The sequence below is a fragment of the Actinobaculum suis genome, assembly GCF_900102025.1.
Lineage (GTDB): Bacteria > Actinomycetota > Actinomycetes > Actinomycetales > Actinomycetaceae > Actinobaculum > Actinobaculum suis.
Map to the genome: position 1 here is coordinate 73,527 of NZ_FNAU01000009.1, position 17,124 is coordinate 90,650.

The 17,124-nt window shown below is 59.6% G+C and carries 14 protein-coding genes; 7 read left to right on the forward strand and 7 right to left on the reverse strand.

What is annotated here, in order from left to right:
• Window positions 1-41: 41 nt before the first annotated feature.
• Together BLT47_RS06025 and BLT47_RS06030 are read right to left on the reverse strand one after the other, a co-directional pair.
• Complete coding sequence (locus BLT47_RS06025) at window positions 42-287, reverse strand: heavy-metal-associated domain-containing protein (RefSeq protein WP_074662780.1); 246 nt, start codon at window positions 285-287, stop codon at window positions 42-44.
• Between the two features lie 218 nt (window positions 288-505).
• Window positions 506-1,195, reverse strand: a complete 690-nt coding sequence (locus tag BLT47_RS06030) for a DedA family protein (RefSeq protein ID WP_255306675.1) — start codon at window positions 1,193-1,195, stop codon at window positions 506-508.
• 385 nt (window positions 1,196-1,580) lie between these two features.
• Between BLT47_RS06030 and purB the strand changes: the two genes are divergently transcribed.
• Window positions 1,581-3,017, forward strand: a complete 1,437-nt coding sequence (purB, locus tag BLT47_RS06035) for an adenylosuccinate lyase (RefSeq protein ID WP_074662783.1) — start codon at window positions 1,581-1,583, stop codon at window positions 3,015-3,017.
• A 214-nt stretch (window positions 3,018-3,231) separates the two neighbouring features.
• Here purB and BLT47_RS06040 read toward each other — a convergent pair whose 3' ends face one another.
• Window positions 3,232-4,110: a fructosamine kinase family protein gene (locus BLT47_RS06040; protein ID WP_074662785.1), complete on the reverse strand. Its 879-nt coding sequence runs from the start codon at window positions 4,108-4,110 to the stop codon at window positions 3,232-3,234.
• A gap of 6 nt (window positions 4,111-4,116) precedes the next feature.
• On the opposite strand from BLT47_RS06040, the gene BLT47_RS06045 reads away from it, so the two are divergent.
• Window positions 4,117-5,493: a histidinol-phosphate transaminase gene (locus BLT47_RS06045; protein WP_143021793.1), complete on the forward strand. Its 1,377-nt coding sequence runs from the start codon at window positions 4,117-4,119 to the stop codon at window positions 5,491-5,493.
• Window positions 5,494-5,657: 164 nt separating this feature from the next.
• On the opposite strand, the gene BLT47_RS09315 is transcribed toward BLT47_RS06045, so the two are convergent.
• From BLT47_RS09315 to BLT47_RS06060, 3 genes are all read right to left on the reverse strand, one after another.
• A complete protein-coding gene (locus tag BLT47_RS09315) occupies window positions 5,658-7,655 on the reverse strand; it encodes a hypothetical protein (RefSeq protein WP_074662788.1) in 1,998 nt (665 codons plus the stop codon).
• 110 nt (window positions 7,656-7,765) lie between these two features.
• On the reverse strand, window positions 7,766-8,257 hold the full coding sequence (locus tag BLT47_RS06055; RefSeq protein WP_176764488.1) for a (deoxy)nucleoside triphosphate pyrophosphohydrolase: 492 nt from the start codon (window positions 8,255-8,257) through the stop codon (window positions 7,766-7,768).
• A 150-nt stretch (window positions 8,258-8,407) separates the two neighbouring features.
• A complete protein-coding gene (locus BLT47_RS06060) occupies window positions 8,408-9,340 on the reverse strand; it encodes a M48 family metallopeptidase (RefSeq protein ID WP_074662795.1) in 933 nt (310 codons plus the stop codon).
• A gap of 382 nt (window positions 9,341-9,722) precedes the next feature.
• Between BLT47_RS06060 and BLT47_RS06065 the strand changes: the two genes are divergently transcribed.
• On the forward strand, window positions 9,723-10,889 hold the full coding sequence (locus BLT47_RS06065) for an oxidoreductase (RefSeq protein WP_176764489.1): 1,167 nt from the start codon (window positions 9,723-9,725) through the stop codon (window positions 10,887-10,889).
• A 387-nt stretch (window positions 10,890-11,276) separates the two neighbouring features.
• Window positions 11,277-12,350: a 2,3-butanediol dehydrogenase gene (locus BLT47_RS06070; protein ID WP_074662802.1), complete on the forward strand. Its 1,074-nt coding sequence runs from the start codon at window positions 11,277-11,279 to the stop codon at window positions 12,348-12,350.
• A gap of 311 nt (window positions 12,351-12,661) precedes the next feature.
• Here BLT47_RS06070 and BLT47_RS09425 read toward each other — a convergent pair whose 3' ends face one another.
• A complete protein-coding gene (locus BLT47_RS09425) occupies window positions 12,662-12,925 on the reverse strand; it encodes a hypothetical protein (protein WP_218122546.1) in 264 nt (87 codons plus the stop codon).
• 6 nt (window positions 12,926-12,931) lie between these two features.
• Between BLT47_RS09425 and BLT47_RS06075 the strand changes: the two genes are divergently transcribed.
• The 3 genes from BLT47_RS06075 (at window position 12,932) to BLT47_RS06085 (ending at window position 17,104) form a co-directional block, all read left to right on the forward strand.
• Window positions 12,932-14,890 (forward strand): heavy metal translocating P-type ATPase, encoded by a 1,959-nt coding sequence (locus tag BLT47_RS06075; protein ID WP_218122547.1) that lies wholly within the window; start codon window positions 12,932-12,934, stop codon window positions 14,888-14,890.
• A 284-nt stretch (window positions 14,891-15,174) separates the two neighbouring features.
• On the forward strand, window positions 15,175-16,419 hold the full coding sequence (locus BLT47_RS06080; protein WP_083330119.1) for a TrkH family potassium uptake protein: 1,245 nt from the start codon (window positions 15,175-15,177) through the stop codon (window positions 16,417-16,419).
• The gene (locus BLT47_RS06085; protein WP_049619801.1) at window positions 16,412-17,104 is read left to right on the forward strand and encodes a potassium channel family protein; all 693 of its coding nucleotides are present in this window, start codon (window positions 16,412-16,414) and stop codon (window positions 17,102-17,104) included. Before BLT47_RS06080 ends, BLT47_RS06085 begins: the two co-directional genes overlap by 8 nt.
• The last annotated feature ends 20 nt before the right edge of the window (window positions 17,105-17,124 follow it).

The following is a 17,124-nucleotide window of genomic DNA, read 5'->3' on the forward strand; positions in this document are numbered from 1 at the left end:
AGGTTTACCGCCCGCCAAGTGAAGCTCGCGAACCGTTAAAACTAGCGGATAATTTCTGCCACGGTGTACTGCCCGGAGCGGGTGATTGCCGCGGTGAGCGTAGCGTCGTCGATATCGCGGGGCGTGTAGATGAGTGCTGAAGATTCTTTGCCGGGCGTCGCCAAGGTGACGACGACGTGTTCCACGTTCGGCAGGGCAGTGAGTTCGGAGGTCACGCTTTCTACACACTGCGGGTCGGTAAGACCGGTGATCTTGACTTCAATAGTGCGGTCAAATTCTTCTGCCATAGCGCTATTCCTTCCACATTGAGGAGTTGCTGACTCCTTCCAGGATAACGCGGCGCGGCGAGAAAAAATCCGGACTAGCCGAAACACCTGGGTAGGCCAATGAAAACGCGTAGGCGGTCAATGAAAACGCGTAGGCAGGCCAATGAAATAGCTGGCGGCCGGTGGCTCGCTGGCATACCGAGCACCCGGCCCCGCGTTTTCACACCGAGTGGCCGGCCTTAATCCATTTGGCCGGCTTTCCGGTTTTGGTAGAGACGGTGTGCAATCCAACCGAGCACCACGAGCACGATAATGGCGGCCACGATCTTGGCGAAAATGCCCACGTAGTCTTCCACAATGGCCCAGTTAGCGCCCAGTGCGTATCCCGCACCGATAAGTACCGAATTCCAGATGAGTGAACCGACCGTGGTCATAATCGTGAAACTGATCGGGTTCATGCGGGTTACCCCGGCGGGCAAAGAAATCAGGGAACGGAAAATCGGTACCATGCGGCCAAAGAACACCGTCCACTGGCCGTGCTTATCAAACCAGGCTTCGGTTTTATCCACATCTGATTGTTTGGTGAGGGGAAGCCAGAGCAAGATTTTGCGGGTGCGTTCCCGGCCCAACCAGGCGCCGAGGCCATATAGCACCCAGGCCCCCACCAGTGAACCTGCGGTACACCACAAAACTGCGCTCACTAGCGTGATATTTGAGGTGGGATCGGAGGCGCTGAATCCGGCGAGCGGCAAAATGACTTCCGAAGGGATGGGCGGGAAAATGTTTTCCAGAGCTACTAGGAAGGCCGCTCCCAAACCGCCAATAGCGTCCATAACGCTTACGACCCAGCCGGCAATACCCGTCATTTCTTCACCGCCGCCGGTTTGCATGGCAGCAATACCTAGCAGGGCGCTCAGAGTGGGATTCACGATTCTCCTCAGGTTGTGGTTTTCCGATTCTGGCAAGGTAAGCGGATCAAACCGCGCCAGTTCGGATAAGACCGATCAATTTTGCGGGGATTCGCAACGGGGCTGATTCTACTGAGTGAAGCTGTTAACTGCACGGTACGTGCCGAATATCGCCTTGCGCGGAGGGTTTGTGTGTTGCCTTGCGGGCTTGCGTGTTGCCTTGCGGGCTTGCGTGTTGCCTTGCGCGGAGGGTGAGCTACGCGGCTGGCGCGCGGAGGCTGAGCTGTGCGGCCGGTGCGCTAAGGGTACGCGGCTGGCGCGCTAAGGAGTAGGCGGCTCGCGTGCCAAATAGATACTGCGGCGAGCTCTGCGAGAATAAGGCGCGCAGCTCTGCGAGAATAGGGGCATGCATGATTTCGCGAAAATAGAACCACCGGTGGCACTCGGACCGATTGACGGCCGTTATCGCGCCCAAACCGCCGGTTTGGTGAACTGTCTTTCCGAACCGGCCTTGAACCGTAACCGTTTGCGCGTGGAAACCGAATGGGTGATTTTCCTGGCAGAAAACCGCGTGCTGCCCGGGGTGGAGCCGCTCAGCGCGGCCGAGGTAGCGTACTTGCGCGAGATTCCCGAAATTTTCGACGCCGCACAAATCGCGGAATTAGCAAAAATCGAGGCGGAAACGCGCCACGACGTGAAAGCCGTGGAGTACTTCATCAAAGCCGCAATGGACCGGGCGGATACGGAGATTCCGGGCACGCGTTTACCGGAACTGCGGGAAATGGTCCATATTTTCGCCACTTCGGAAGACGTCAATAATATTGCGTGGGCTTTGGGATTACGTAGCGCGGTACAAGATGTTTGGATGCCAGCTGCCCGCAAGGTGATCGGCGAACTTGCGGATCTGGCCCACCGCTACGCGGACCAGCCCATGTTGGCCCGCACGCACGGCCAACCGGCCAGCCCCACAACAGTAGGCAAAGAAATGGCAGTATTCGCCCACCGGCTTTCCCGCCAGCTTTCCCGGATCGAAAAAGCAGAATATTTAGGCAAGTGGAACGGGGCTACCGGCACTTTCGGCGCGCACGCTATCTGTTTGCCAGACCGGGATTGGCCCGCGCTTTCGCGAGCATTCGTGGAAAGTTTCGGCTTGGGATGGAACCCGCTTACCACCCAGATTGAAAGCCACGATTGGGTTGCAGACCTGCTCAGCGCTATCGCCCACTTTGGCCGCATCGCTCATAATGTGGCCACCGATTTTTGGACCTATATTTCCCTGGACTATTTCCACCAAGATTTGGCAGCCCAAGGGAGTACGGGTTCTTCCACCATGCCGCATAAGGTGAACCCGATCCGTTTCGAAAACGCGGAAGCCAACTTCGAAATTTCCGGGGCACTATGTGACACTTTGGCGCAAACCCTGGTAACTTCCCGCCTCCAGCGTGACCTCACGGATTCTTCCACACAGCGCAATCTGGGCGTGGCGCTAGGCCATTCGTTGCTAGCCCTAGAAAACTTGGCGCGCGGGATTGCCGGGGTGCAACCCAATCCGGCCCGCCTCGAAGCTGATCTAGCGCAGGAGTGGGAAGTGTTGGGCGAACCGATCCAGCAGGCCATGCGCGTGGCCGCCCTTTCCGGGCAGGCCGGTATGGAAGATCCCTACGAGCGGCTCAAGGAACTTACCCGCGGCCGGAAAGTCACCGGCCCGGAAATGCAAGCCTTTATTGCCGATCTGGGTTTGCCGGCCGAACTTGCCGCCCGCCTAGAATCTCTGACCCCGGCCGGCTATACCGGCCTCGCCGCGCAACTAGTGGCCTACCTCGACGTCGAACCGCGCGGCTAACTGGCGCGCGGCTAACGAACACGCCGCACGGCTATCTGCGTTACTGCTTGCCAAACCTCGCTGCTAACCGCCACCGGTTTTTCTTCTCCGCGGGTAGTGGCGCTTTACGGGTAGTGGTGTGCTACGGGTAGCGGCGCTGCACGGGTAGTGGTGCTGTACGGATAATGGTGCTCTACAGGTAGCGGCGCCAAAACCTTGGGCAACAGCGGGCTATTTACGCATAAACCCGGGCTTGGGAAACTGTTTGTGGCCCGTAGCTGCCACCAAAAAGCGCGCAGTGCATCATGAGCATGTACATGCGATGCAGACCAATACGGTCTTCCCAGCCGGGGGCCAGCGGCGAGACGGAGTTATAGCCCGCATAAATATCGCTCACGTGCGGAGCACCAAATACCGTGAGGCAAGCCAGATCGGTTTCGGCGGCCCCGGCATGAGAAAGCGGGTCAATGAGTACCGCGGTTACACCAGTTGCAGATTCGGCGCCGTGTGCGCCGGTGCGGGCCGATTCTGCGCTTACCCACAGTACGTTTCCGCCCCACAGATCGCCGTGGGTTAAAGCCGCGCCGCGAGTAACCAGGGCGGGCTCACCGGCGTCGAACTCTCCGGCACGCAAGCGTTCACACAGCTTTTCGATCACAGCAATATCACTAGGGGAAAGGCAACCGTTACGTTCCGCGGCAGGAATGAAAGCTTCGATACGGTCTGAGGCGTAGAACTCGCCCCAGGTGCGTTGCGGATGGGAAGCGGGCACGGTTACGAGCCGAGAAGTGCCGAGCGCGAAAGCCGGGGCCTGCGGGCCGGCCACCAAAGAAGGTGCGCGGCCATAGGGACGTTCCTCCCCGGGGGCGAGGTCGCCCGTATAAGCATGGGTATAAGCCAGACGCTTCCCGAACTCGCGCGCCGCGGCCGGCGTGGCCCGGGCCGAAACTAAGCGGGGCTCGGCCAAAAAGCCGCGTTCGCGCGCATCTTCCACCGTGGAAGTGACCCGCACGGTAGGCGCGCCTCCAGCCTTGGCAGCCGCCCCCAAATCTTGCAAGCCCGCGTACTCACCCAGAATCTCTTGCGGCGAACCAGTTTTCGTAAAAGAAGCCATACCTCCATGCTAACCGCGCTCGCGGTAGCAAGGCCCGGCTGCCAGGCCCGGTGGCAAGGCCCGGTGGTTACGGGTGAGCATTTCGGGGCATATGCCGGACGCTGCGGCGAAAATGTGCCGCTGAGTGCCACAATAGGAATTATGGGTATGCACGAATGGTTCAAACCGGAAATTGCGCAGTTACCTGCCTACGTGGCCGGTAAACGGGACGCAGATCCGCGGGTTATAAAGCTTTCTTCGAATGAGGTGCACTTCCCGCCCTTGCCAGCGGTAACGCAAGTTTTGGAGCGTTATGCCGGGCAGATTAACCGTTACCCGGATATGGCGAATACGCAGTTGCGGGAACGTTTGACGGAAGTGGAAGAGTGGCCTTTTGAGGGAGTTGTGGCCGGTACGGGTTCCACCGCGCTGATTGAAAAGTTTTTGCAAGCAGTGGCGGTGCCCGGCGGGGAAGTGATCTACCCGTGGCGTTCTTTTGAGGCATACCCGATTGCTGTGCTCGGCGCGGGGGCGCGCCCGGTGCCGGTACCTTTACGGGCCGACGGCGGGCACGACCTAGCCGCCATGGCCAACGCAATTACAGATAAGACGCGGGCGATTCTGCTGTGCTCGCCCAATAATCCCACCGGTATGGGGATCGGCCATCAGGAACTGGAGGCTTTCTTGGACCGAGTACCGGAAAGCATTCCGGTACTCATTGACGAAGCGTATATACATTTTGCGAACGGGATCGGTACGGCGATTCAAGACGGCAAAGCCTTGGCTCGTAATCGGCCGAATGTGCTGGTAGCACGCACATTTTCTAAAGCTTATGGGTTGGCGGGCCTGCGCGTGGGTTATGTGCTTACGAGCGCCGAAATGGCTGCTGGTTTGAGCGCGATTGCCACGCCTTTCGGGGTGAATCTACTTGCCCAGGAGGCGGCACTGGCGGCCTTGGCAGAGTTGCCGGAAGTAGAGCGCCGCGTACAACTCGTGGTAGAAGAACGTAGCCGCATGTTAGATGGCATCCGGGCGCGCGGTTTCGCGGTACCGGAATCGGTAGCGAACTTTGTGTGGTTCGCCGGCACCGACAGCGATAGTCACGCTGATACTGCCGCAGGCGCTGATGCTGATACGGGCGCGGCCGGTGGCGGTAGCGAGAATGGCAATAGTACGGCCGGTGGCTCTGGCGCGGCGGGCGGCTCTGGCGCGGCGGGCGGCTCTGGCGCGGCAGAATTTGCCACGGTAGATGCGGAGCTACTGGAAAGAGTGGCCCGCGAAGAAGGCATTATTACCCGCCGCTTCGGAACGGAAGGGGTGCGGGTTTCGGTAGCCGAACCGGAAGGTACAGAACGGCTGTGGCGCGCCTTAGACCGCATCCGCGCGGGCGCTAGCGCAGCGTAACTATTTGCGCGTAAACATAACCAGCCCGGTAATGGCGACCGCTGCGGTGGTCGCCATTACCGGGCTGTGTTGCTAGCTGTGTTGCCAGCTGTGCCGAGTTGCCGGGCTGCAGCTATTTTGCCGGGCTGCAGCTATTTTGACGGTCAGTATTACTTGTTCGTCGGTCAGTATCTGTCTTCGGCGGAGCGTTTCAGAGTGAAACCATGGCCGGAGAGTTCACTCCAACAGGAGACGCCGCCGAATTGGCTGGCCTGGCAGGCAAACCCATTGCGGGAGATCACTTGGTCGTAGCCGATAGTGTTCGCGGCACTGATTTCGGAACTACAATCGGCCGTGACTTCACCGGCATGCCCCACGTGGTAAGTGGCGGTTTCCCCTTCACATCCGGGCGGGGAAGGATAGTCGTAGGCGTAGATCGAACAGGAGACGTCGTGATCGCCGAAGCGGCACCGAATATTATTCACTGGGGTAGTGAAATCTACCACGTTGATCGTGTCTGTGCCGGCTGGGCGTACCAAATACCACCAGTCGCGCGATTTGACGAATGTGGCGGCGTTATCGGGCAAAGTTACGGTATCCAGCTTTGCTTGCAAATCGAGCGTGTACTGGGCGCCGCACTTCTTGGACAGCTCGTACATGTTGTCTTTGAGAATTCCAATATCTCCGGATAGTTCATGCGCCTGATTAGAAGCCGTCACAAAATCGCTGATCTTGCCGCTATCTGCACCGGCATCGCAGGTGGTGCGGGTGGGTAAAGATTTCACGGCTTCGCGTTTGGCGGTGAGGGGCGAATCGCTGGCGTTCGGCGTCGTCTCCGGTGAGGCACTGGGCTGGCTAGTTACCTGCACGGAAGGTGCCGGTTGCGGCTCATTGTTACCGGCAATATCGCGGCCGCGGTTGAAAACGTGCGTGAAGAACACGGCGGCTACCGCTAACAAAAGTGCGACGACGGAGAAAGCCAGGAAATACATGGGCCAACGCGACTGCTTCGAGGCCGGCTGCGCGCGGTTTTCGGATTCGCCATTGTCCCAGTTCATAAAACTTTGCGGGCCGTACAGCTGTTCTTCAAAAGTATTGTGCTGCGCGTCTTGGGTCCGCACGTAACGGCCCTGCTGGGTCTGGCTCGCCCCGCGATAGTAGCCCGAGAACTGCTGCGGCTGGGCGGGAGGGAAAGGTTGCGGCTGGGCCTGCGGCTGCGGGAGCGGCTGGGCCGGTGGCAGCGGTTGCGCTTGCGGCTGTGACTGTGCTTGCGGTTGGGCTGGCGCCGAGAATTGCGACTGGTCCGCTACCGGGGAAGCACCCTGCGCCGGCGACTGGTGCTGGTAGGGATCTTGATTCTGCTCCTCATACTGAGCTGGATAAGAAGGCTGCGCCGGATATGAGTTTTGCGCCGGGTAAGAAGCCTGCGCCGGGTAGGCAGCTTGGGCGGGATAAGAAGTCTGGTAAGGCCCCGGATATTGCTCCTGGTACTGGACCTGCGAAACATTTTGCGGATATTCGTTCCAATCGGCGGTCCACTGCTCGGTAGGAGCCGAATTATCCGCGCTCGCAGCATGTTTACTACCTTTGGTAGTGCTCTCGCCGGCGGTTACTTCAGCAAAGGGTTCGGCGCTGGCAGTTACGTCAGTGGCGGCTTCCGCACTAGGAATCTCCGCTCTAGTGCTGGCAGCCGCAGCGGTTTCTAGCTCGGGTGCCGGTTCGGTTACTACGTTGTTCGGCTCAGGCACCGGTTCGGTTATGGCCTCCGGCTCAGGTTCCGGTTCGGCTGTTGCTTCCGGTTCGGGCTCCGGTGCAGGTTCTGCGGGAAGTGGTACAGATTCCGCAGGGGCTGGTTCAGGATCGGTGAGAGAAAGCGCTGGTGCCGACGGCGGCGTCGCTTCCGGTTCTGCAGGGTCAGGTGCAGGTTCCAGGGGAGACGAAGCCGACGGCGGCGTTGAAACGCAGCCTGCAGGGTCCGGTGCCGGATCAATTTCGACTGGGTCAGCGAACTGATCAAGCTGATTGGGTTGATCGGGCTGATCGGGTTTCGCTGGGACTGGCGCTACTTCTTCCGGGTTCGGCGCACTAGGCGAAGTAGTAGAGTTGCCCGGTGTGGGCGTGCTACCAAGTTCTTCGCCTGGCGTCTCCGCGGATTTCCGAGAAGACTCTGTATGGTCTGACATGTCCGACTCCCTGGTTGCTGGCGTGGTGGCAGGCGTGACTCCAAGTGGACTCCGCCAATCCGGGCCGCGCTACAGATCCTTTCCCCAATACTTTACATGGTGCGGACACTCTAACGGCTAGTGTCCGCAAGTAATATTGAGTGGAGCACGGGCAATATTGGACGATCACCAGGCAACCACTGAACCGCGAGTAAAGAATCTGCGTCGAGGGCTTGCACTTGCCGATGCGAAGCGGTTACATGCACCTGTGCGCCGGGCGCCAATTCCGCGAGCCACAACAACATGCGTTTACCCGTATTGTGACCACCGGCCGCTAAATCCCACGAACCGTCCTTTGCTTCCGGGTTTTTCACCAAGGACCCGAGAAAAATCTCCGCCCCGAGTTCTTCCCGAATTTCGCGGCGCAATGCCTGCGCGGGAGTTTCCCCAGGCTCTACCTTTCCGCCCGGAAATTCCCACAAACCATCCGCCCATTGCGGATACGAACGTTGCGCGCCGAGAACGGTTTTTGGGTTCTGCAAACTATCCACAAGCGCCGCGCCGACTACTAGTTGCCCAGGTGCATAACTTGACAAGGGCATAGAGTCTCCACTGGTATCCATGTGTCCAAGCATAGAAGCTGCCGAGCAGGACGAAAGGCACCAGGTCACGAAGTGAAAACGCCGAAGGCACCAAGTCACAAAACAGAAGCCCTGAAACAGAAGCTGCGGATGGCACGAGGTAATGAAGCAGAAACAGTAGAACCTGGCGGGTCATGAAGCAGGAGCTGCGGAAGGGGTAAGTGCGGCGGCGTCGAAAATAGCAGTTGCGTCGAAAATAGACGAGTTGAGCAAATGCTTCAGGTGCCGGTAATCGGGGCAGAAGGTTTCCACAAGGCTGTGGAAACGGGCATTGTGTTTGGCTTCCACCAGGTGGGCGAGTTCGTGGATAACTACGTACTCCAAGCAATTCGGGGCCCATTTGGCGAGTTGGAGATTGAGCCAGATGCGGCGCTTGGGGATATTGCAGCTACCCCATCGCGTCTTCATATTACGAATCCGGTATTCGCGGGCGCGTAAGCCCATGCGTTCCTCGCAATCGCGCACGATCGGGCCGAGTGCCTGTTTGAGTTCCGCGCGGTACAGCTCGACCATTAATTTGGCGCGTAGTTCGGATGACGCGCCGGCCGGCACGGTCAACACGATGGTAGGGCTTGTGGTTTCCGGCGAGGCTAACTGCGAGGCTAACTGCGAGGCTAACTGCGAGGTTTCCGACGAGGTTATGGCCTGCGAGGTGGCCTGCGAAGCTAGTTGCGAGGTTGCCCGCGAAGTGCGGAGGCTGGAAGAATTGCGGATCGGGAGGCGGCTGGCGGCAGTGAGTGGCGGTTCCACGCGCAGGTGAGGCCGGGCCGTAGGGCCTGCCGGAAGCACGGATAATTTGTGGGGAATGCCCCACAGGTAGTGGGTTTCGCCGTCGTTATAAAAACGCTGCTCGCGGGCCGCGCGGGCACGCACCTGGTTTTGCCACCGGTGGATATTGCCGGTTTGGGAGGTAACGAAATCAGTAATAGCGCGCATGGAAGCGCGCGGCGGGGCGCTGAGTTTCACCTGACCATCCGGGCCCACCACGCGCAAATTTAGGTTTTTTATACCGCGTTTGCGGGTCAAAGTGAGGCGAATGCCGGCGATCTCGACTTCTTCAGGCATAGGCCTAACTGTACGTTCGCAGGCACGTATTTTCTGCAGCGAAGCCTGAACTGTTTCGCGGCCGACGTGGCATTTTTTGTTTCCCGCGGACGTCACTACTTGTTTACGTACGCGTTCAAAAAGAGAACAATGCTTGCTTTAGTTGCACAAACCTGGCATGTTGAATGTTGAACTTGGTTGTGTGGGTGCGCTACTAGGCCGGTGCAGGCGGGTACGGGACGGCGCGGGACGGCGCGGGATGGCACGCGTCAGCGTGGTGTAGTGCGCGTCAGTGAAGCACGGTGCAGGCCAGTGCGGGCCGGCGCGGCGCAGTGCGGGCCCGCACTGGTCATTGCGCACCTAAATTGGTGAATAGGGGAAGAGCGGAGAAGATATGCAAAATGTGGAGAAAAACGGCGTAGACAGCACTGGCAATCAGGTGCCGCAAAACGTGCAAAATGCAGAGCAAGCGAATAATTCCGCGGCAGAAAAAGCTGTTATCCCGGAAATGCAAGACATTGCCCCAGAAAACCGGGAACTTTTCACGCCGGTTACGTTTACCGGGCATAGTGGTGTAACGGTTTCTAACCGTTTCGTAATGGCGCCCATGGTTATCGGTGCTTCCACCGAAGAGGGCGAAGTAACGGAGGCCGATCTGGCTTACTGGCGGCGCCGCGCGGCTGCGGGAGGTATGCTCATAACCGGCTCGGCTGCGGTAGGCCGCTACTCGGAAGCTTTTAAAAACTCTTTGGGCGTCTATTCTGATGAGCATATTCCGGGGCTCACCCGCTTGGCGCAGGCCATGAAATCTCGCGGCGCGAGAGCGATTTTGCAGATTTACCATGCCGGTAGGGAAGCGAAATATTCATACGAGAAACACGGCCGCGCTTACGCGCCCAGCCCGGTGGATTACAGCTTCCTCGACTATCCCGTAACCGAGCTTTCCACAGCCCAGGTGGAAGAAATAATTGCGGCCTTTGCACAGGCCACGCGGCGTGCCGCGGCGGCCGGATTTGACGGCGTCGAAATTCATGGTGCGAACCACTATCTCTTGCAACAGTTCTTCTCCCGGCTTTCTAATCACCGCACAGATGAGTACGGGGAACGCAGCCGGATGCCTTGGCGTGTACTCGAAGCGGTGAAAGACGCCGCACCGGAAGGTTTCATTATTGGTTACCGCATCTGCCCGGAAGAAATCCATGGGGAAGATGTTGGGTACACGATTGAAGATAGCGTCGAGCTACTCACGGGGTTCGCCTCGCACGGCCTTGACTACGTGCACACCTCGGTGAGTGGCGAAACGGTATCCCGGCGCAGCGAGTTGAACGCGCGGCTATATCGCGAACTTGCCGGCAAAACCAAGCTCATTGCAACGGGCAAAAACTCCGATGCTGCTTCCGCGCGTAACACCCTGCGTAATGCTGACCTGGTGGGGGCCGCCAGCACGCTCCTCTTGGAGCCAGACTTTCCGGCAAAGGTGGCTACCGGCGCACCTATTAATAGGAAGCTGGAAACCGGCCAAGACCTCGCGCTCCCGGAAGCTTTGCAAGCAATGTTCGCTTCAAAATAGGCCGCAGCTCGGTGCGGGGTGGTTCGGTGCAGGGACGGTTCGGTGCGGTGCAGTGCGGTTCTGCGCAGCTCGGTTCGGCGCGGCTCCGTTCGGGGCGGCTCTGCTCGGTGCGGTGCGGCTCCGTTTGGCGCGGCTCCGCTCGGCGCGGTGCGGTTCGAAACGGGCTCGCAATTGCGTTCTAAACAAGGCCGCGGTTGCCTGCAAAACAGGCTTACATTTGCGCGGGTAAAGGGCCGTATGTAGGAGGTAAGTAGCAGGGCGCCAAGTTTTCGTGACGTAAAATAACAGCGACAGTTGGATGCAACTGTCGCGAACAGCGTAGTTAAGCGATTGCCGCTCGGGCGGCCAGTGCAGGCTGCACGAGCCGGCTGAAAGTAGGTCACGAATATGAAAGCCGTCCGATATTACGGAAAAGAAGACGTGCGGCTCGAAGAAGTGCCAGCACCTGAATTGCTCCCGGGAACCGTGCGGATCGCACCGGCATATAACGGTATTTGCGGTTCCGATGTGCATCTTTACTACGACGGCGTAATCCCGCCGGCCCCAACCGCTACCGAACCGCATCCGATTTCGGGAGAAACGTTGCCGGTTATTTTCGGCCACGAGTTTTCCGGCGTCGTGGAAGAAGTAGCGGATGACGTAGAAGGTTTTGCGCCCGGAGATTCTGTATGTGTGGAACCGTTGATGGTCTGTGCCAAGTGCCCGGCCTGCCAGAAAGGTGCTTACAACCTGTGCGTAGACATGGGATTCATCGGGATTTCCGGGCGGGGTGGCGGCCTGGCAGAACAGATTGTGGTAGAGCAGCGTTTCGTGCACAAGGTTGGGGATATACCCCTAGACCAAGCGGCGCTTCTGGAACCGCTCGCCGTTTCCGTGCACGCAGTGCGCCACGCGGGAATTCACGGTAAGGAAGAAGGTGCGGGCAAGCTTGCCGTCGTGGGCGGGGCAGGGCCGATTGGTCTGCTCACCGCGGCGGTCCTCAAGGCGTACGGCGTGCGCACGATCGTTTCTGAACCGGCGCAGGCACGCCGGGAAATGGCTCTCAGCACCGGTTTTGCGGATGTGGCAGTGGACCCAACCACGGAGGATCTCACCGAAATTGTGCGGCAGGAAAGTGAAGGGGCAATGGCCGAATACGCTTTCGACGCCGCTGGGGGTACCACTGTTATGAACCAGCTTTTCGCGGTTCTCGGCGCTGCTGGCCACTTGGAAGTGGTCGCGCTGCACATGCACCCGTATGAACTCGATATTACTGCCGCGCTCACGATGCAGGACCGCACGCTCGGCTCTTGCATTGGGTACGCGAATGACCACCCGGAGGCCATCCGGCTTATCGCGGATGGGGAGATCGACGTGGCGCCGCTGATCACCTCGAAGATTACCGCGGACCGCATCGTGGAAGACGGCCTGAGCAAGCTCAAGGATCCGAGCGAAGTAAAGATCCTCGTTTCCATGAACTAAACGCAAGCCAAGGCTTGCACTAACGCGCAGTTAGCGTGCAACTAAAGCGCAGCTAGTGCGCAACTGACGCGCAGCTAGCGCGTAAGCGAGCAACTAGTGCGCGGCCGTGAACTAAAAAGCTGGCGCGGGACCGGAGGGGGTACCAGCGCCAGTACTGGTGACGACGCCGAATATCCGTCCTTGCTCTATATCCGCCGTGCTCGATACATACCCTTGCCTGCCATACCCCCTGGGGGTATCCTCGCAGGAGGTTAGAGAGAACGGCGGAGAGGGCAAGGACTTCGGCAATGCACCAGAAAGAAACACGGGCTTCACGCCACGCAGACCACGCTTGCGCACATGCGGAACATAGCTCCACGCCCGCGTGCCACGAATCCGGCGGGCATGAACATGCCGGCCACGAACACGCCTGCCACGAAACCGCCGGGCACGGCGCGCACGGCGGGCATGAACATGCCGGCCACGAACACGGCGGGCACGGCGGGCATGAATCCGCCGGGCACGGCACCGGCCACGAACATGGTGGCCATAGCGGTGGCCATTGCGGCGCGGGTGGGGGCGGGCATGAGGCCCATGCCCAAATGTATTGGTCTTTGCTGTGGAAGATGACCATAGTGGCGATCCCGGTGATCGCATTTTCTCCCATGTTTGCAAGCCTGCTCGGCTATACGGTGCCGAGCTGGGGAATTTGGGTGGCCGCGATCTTCGGCACGGTCATGTTTGTGTGGGGTGGCCGCCCGTTCTTGGAAGGCGCAGTGAGTGAAATCCGGGCGCGCCAACCGGGCATGATGCTCCTGGTTTCGCTCGGAATCAGCGTTGCCTTCCTGGCTTCGTGGGCCGCCACGCTCGGCCTCATCCCGCGCGGCCTCGAATATTGGTGGGAGCTCGCACTCCTCATCGTCATCATGCTGGCCGGGCATTGGATCGAAATGAAATCCCTGGCGCAAACCTCTTCCGCGCTCGATAGTTTGGCCGCGCTCCTCCCAGACGAAGCCGAAAAACTCACCACCAACGGGGAAATAGTCATAACGACGCCGGCCGCGCTCCGGCCCGGTGACCAAGTGCTAGTGCGGCCTGGTGGCCGCATTCCCGCGGACGGCGTCGTACGCGAAGGTAGCGCGGCGGTAGACGAATCGATGATGACGGGCGAATCGCGGCCCGTGCCGCGCAGCGAAGGTGAGAAAGTGGTGGCCGGAACAGTGGCCACCGATTCCGGGCTCACCATTGAAGTAACCGCCACCGGGGAAGATACGGCGCTGGCCGGCATCCAAAAACTCGTGGCAGAAGCCGAAAACTCGACCAGCCCGGCACAAAGACTGGCCGACCGGGCCGCCGGCTGGCTGTTCTGGTTTGCCCTGGGTGCGGCAATTATTACCGCGATCGTATGGGCCGTTATCGGCACGCCCCAAAACGTGATCGAACGTGTGATTACCGTGCTCGTGATCGCCTGCCCGCATTCCCTCGGCCTGGCAATCCCGCTCGTGGTATCGATTTCTACCGGCAAGGCGGCCGCATCTGGCATTTTGATTAAAGACCGCTTGGCGTTGGAACAAATGCGGGAAATGAATACCGTGGTCTTCGATAAAACAGGCACGCTGACCACTGGAAAACCCGAGGTCACCGGGGTTATTACCAACCCGGAAAGCGGCCTGAGCGAAACCGAACTAGTGGAGCTCGCGGCCGCCGTGGAACAGCGGTCCGAACACCCGCTCGCCCGCGCCATCGTCACCACCGCTGCCGAAATTTCTGCCCGCGCGGCGGGTACTCCCGCACTTCCTACCGCGGAAGATTTCCGTTCGGTGCCCGGCCTCGGCGTGAGCGCCACCGTGAACGGTGCGCGCGTGCAGGTAGGTGGGGCGCGCCTACTCGCCGAAAACGAGGTGGCGGCCTTGCCCGGTACGCAAGCGTGGGATGAGGCCGGGTCTACCGTAATTCACGTGCTCGTGGAGGGCCGGCCGGCCGGCGCTTTGCGGCTGGACGACGCCGTGCGCCCCGAATCCGCGCTCGCGGTACGCCGTTTGCAAGAACGGGGCATAAACGTGGTGATGATGACGGGCGATGCGGAACCGGTGGCCCGCGCGGTAGCGGAGGGCTTGGGAATTAGCGAGTTTTATGCCGGGGTGCGGCCGGAAGAAAAGGCCGCGCGGATCAAAGAAATGCAAAGCCGCGGGGCGCGAATAGCGATGGTGGGCGACGGCGTGAACGACGCCCCGGCCCTCGCCCAAGCCGAAGTGGGAATCGCGATCGGTGCCGGTACAGACGTAGCTATTGCGGCCGCCGATATTATTCTGGCCGCCGATGACCCGCGGGCCGTGAACTCGGTGATCACGCTATCGCAGGCCACCACGCGGAAGATGAAACAGAATCTGTGGTGGGCGGCAGGCTATAACCTGCTCGCCGTGCCCTTGGCCGCGGGCGTGCTCGCACCGATTGGATTCATAATGCCAATGTCGGTGGGGGCCGTGCTCATGGCCGGCTCCACGGTTATCGTGGCCCTCAATGCGCAACTCTTGCGCCGCGTGGACTTGCGGATCGAGTAGCGTGGGGCACCGGCCGGACGCGGTGCGCCTGCCCAGCGGCGATTCTGAGGCGGGGTAGCCCCGGCGCGGGGCGCCGCCCGGTGCCGGCCGGGCGCGGGGTAGGCCCAGCGCCGGGCCCGGCCCTACCCAAATGTCTGAAAGATCGCTTTTGCGAAACTAACACCTGGCGCCGAGCAGGAGTATTGTGTCCCGTTATGCCATATAGACATAGGCACAGGAACAATCCCGCGGTGTGGATCCTCGGTGGTTTCCTAGCCGCTTTGTTTGTAGGGACAGGCTTACTCATGCTGCCCTTTTCCACGACGCACGCAGGCGGGCTTCCCCTCCTTCCGGCGTTGTTCACGGCTACCTCCGCGCTATGCGTGACGGGCCTTTCCGCGGTCGATACCGCTACCTATTGGACGACCACCGGCCACGTAGTGATACTCGCGCTCATCCAAATTGGTGGTTTCGGGGTTATGAGCTTCGCTACCTTCTTGGGGCTGTTCGTGACCCGCCGGGCCCGGCTCAGCGCCGATATTGTGATCGCTACCGAAAGGCGTTCCACTATCGGCCGCGCCCGCCCGATACTCACCCGCGTTTTCCTCACCAGTTTGGGAATCGAAGCGGTTATAGCCTGCGCTTTGCTATTGCGTTTCCTCAGCTTGGGGTATTCGCTGGGCAAAGCCGCCTGGTACGGGGTGTTCCACGCCGTCTCCGCTTTTAATAACGCCGGCTTCGCACTATTTACCGGCAATATGGAACGGTTCGTAACCGACTGGGGAATCTGCTTGCCGATTATGTGCGCAATTATTTTGGGCGGGCTGGGCTTCCCGGTGCTCTTCCAATTGCGGCGCGACCTGTGGCACTACTACAAATGGTCCTTGCATGTGCGCATGGTAGTGATCGGCACTGGCTTCCTTCTCGTATTTTCGACCGTGCTGATTTTGGCTGCCGAATGGAACAACCCGGATACTTTGGGCGGCCTGCCCTTGCACGCGAAATTCCTGGCCGGCGCTTTCCAAGCGGTACAAACCCGTACCGCCGGTTTCAGTTCAATCGATATCGGGCAAATGCACGATTCCACGCTCTTGGCAATGGACGTATTCATGTTCATCGGGGGCGGGCCGGCCGGCACCGCGGGCGGTATCAAAATCACCACGGCACTCGTATTGGTAGCGCTGGTAACCGCAGAAGTACGCGCCTCTAGGCAAGTAAACATTTTCGGCAAATCTTTCGCCCCGGATGTTTACCGCGAAGCCATTACCGTGATCACGTTGAGCGGTGCGGTGCTAGTAACCGCCTGCTTCGCTTTATTGGTGTGTACAGATTTCCCGCTCGACGCCGTCTTATTTGAGGCCACTTCCGCGTTTGGCACCGTGGGGTTAAGTACGGGCATCACCTCGCTTTTGCCCGGCGTGGCCCAAATAATCATTATTAGTTTGATGATCTTTGGCCGGTTGGGGCCGATCACGGTGGCTACGGCACTGGCCTCCCACCCGAATGAATCATCGATTTCTCTTCCGAAAGAAAGGCCAATCATTGGTTAGTTTTGCAAAGCCCACCTACGCAATTTTGGGGCTCGGTAGATTTGGGACGGCCCTGGCCCGCGAACTCATGGCCGGCGGGGCCACCGTGGTAGGGGTAGACGCCAACGAAGCAAAAGTGGCGCACAATAATGGCATCCTCAGCCAGGTAGTGTGTGCCGATTCCACGGATATACAGGCACTTAGCGATCTAGGTATAGATGAGTTCACCGGCGTGGTAGTAGCAATCGGGGGTGAACACGTAGAAGCTTCGATCCTTACCTGCTCACTCTTGCGCGATATGAACGTAACCAACTTGTGGGCAAAATCTTCCGGCACCGCGCATGACAGAATTTTGCGGCAAATAGGTATCCCGCATATCGTCTACCCCGAAGTGGCGATGGGCCGGCGCATCGCCCATCTCTTGTTAGGGGCAAGCCTGGACTACGTGGAACTATCCGACGGGATGGCAATCATCCAAACCGCGATCCCGGCCCGCCTGGCCGCCCGCCCGATCGATGAGAACCGGTTGTGGCGCCGCGAAGGCGTGAAAATCATTTCCCAGCTTACGGAAACCGGTTGGCAGCCCATTATCGGCCAGCCCAATTTAGCGGAAGGCACCGAAATTCAAGCCTACGGGCCCATTAAACGGCTCGATACCTTCGCCAAAGGGGCCGTTGCCAAATTCCCCAAAAACCCGGTGCAATAGCCACAACGGCCAGCGCCGCT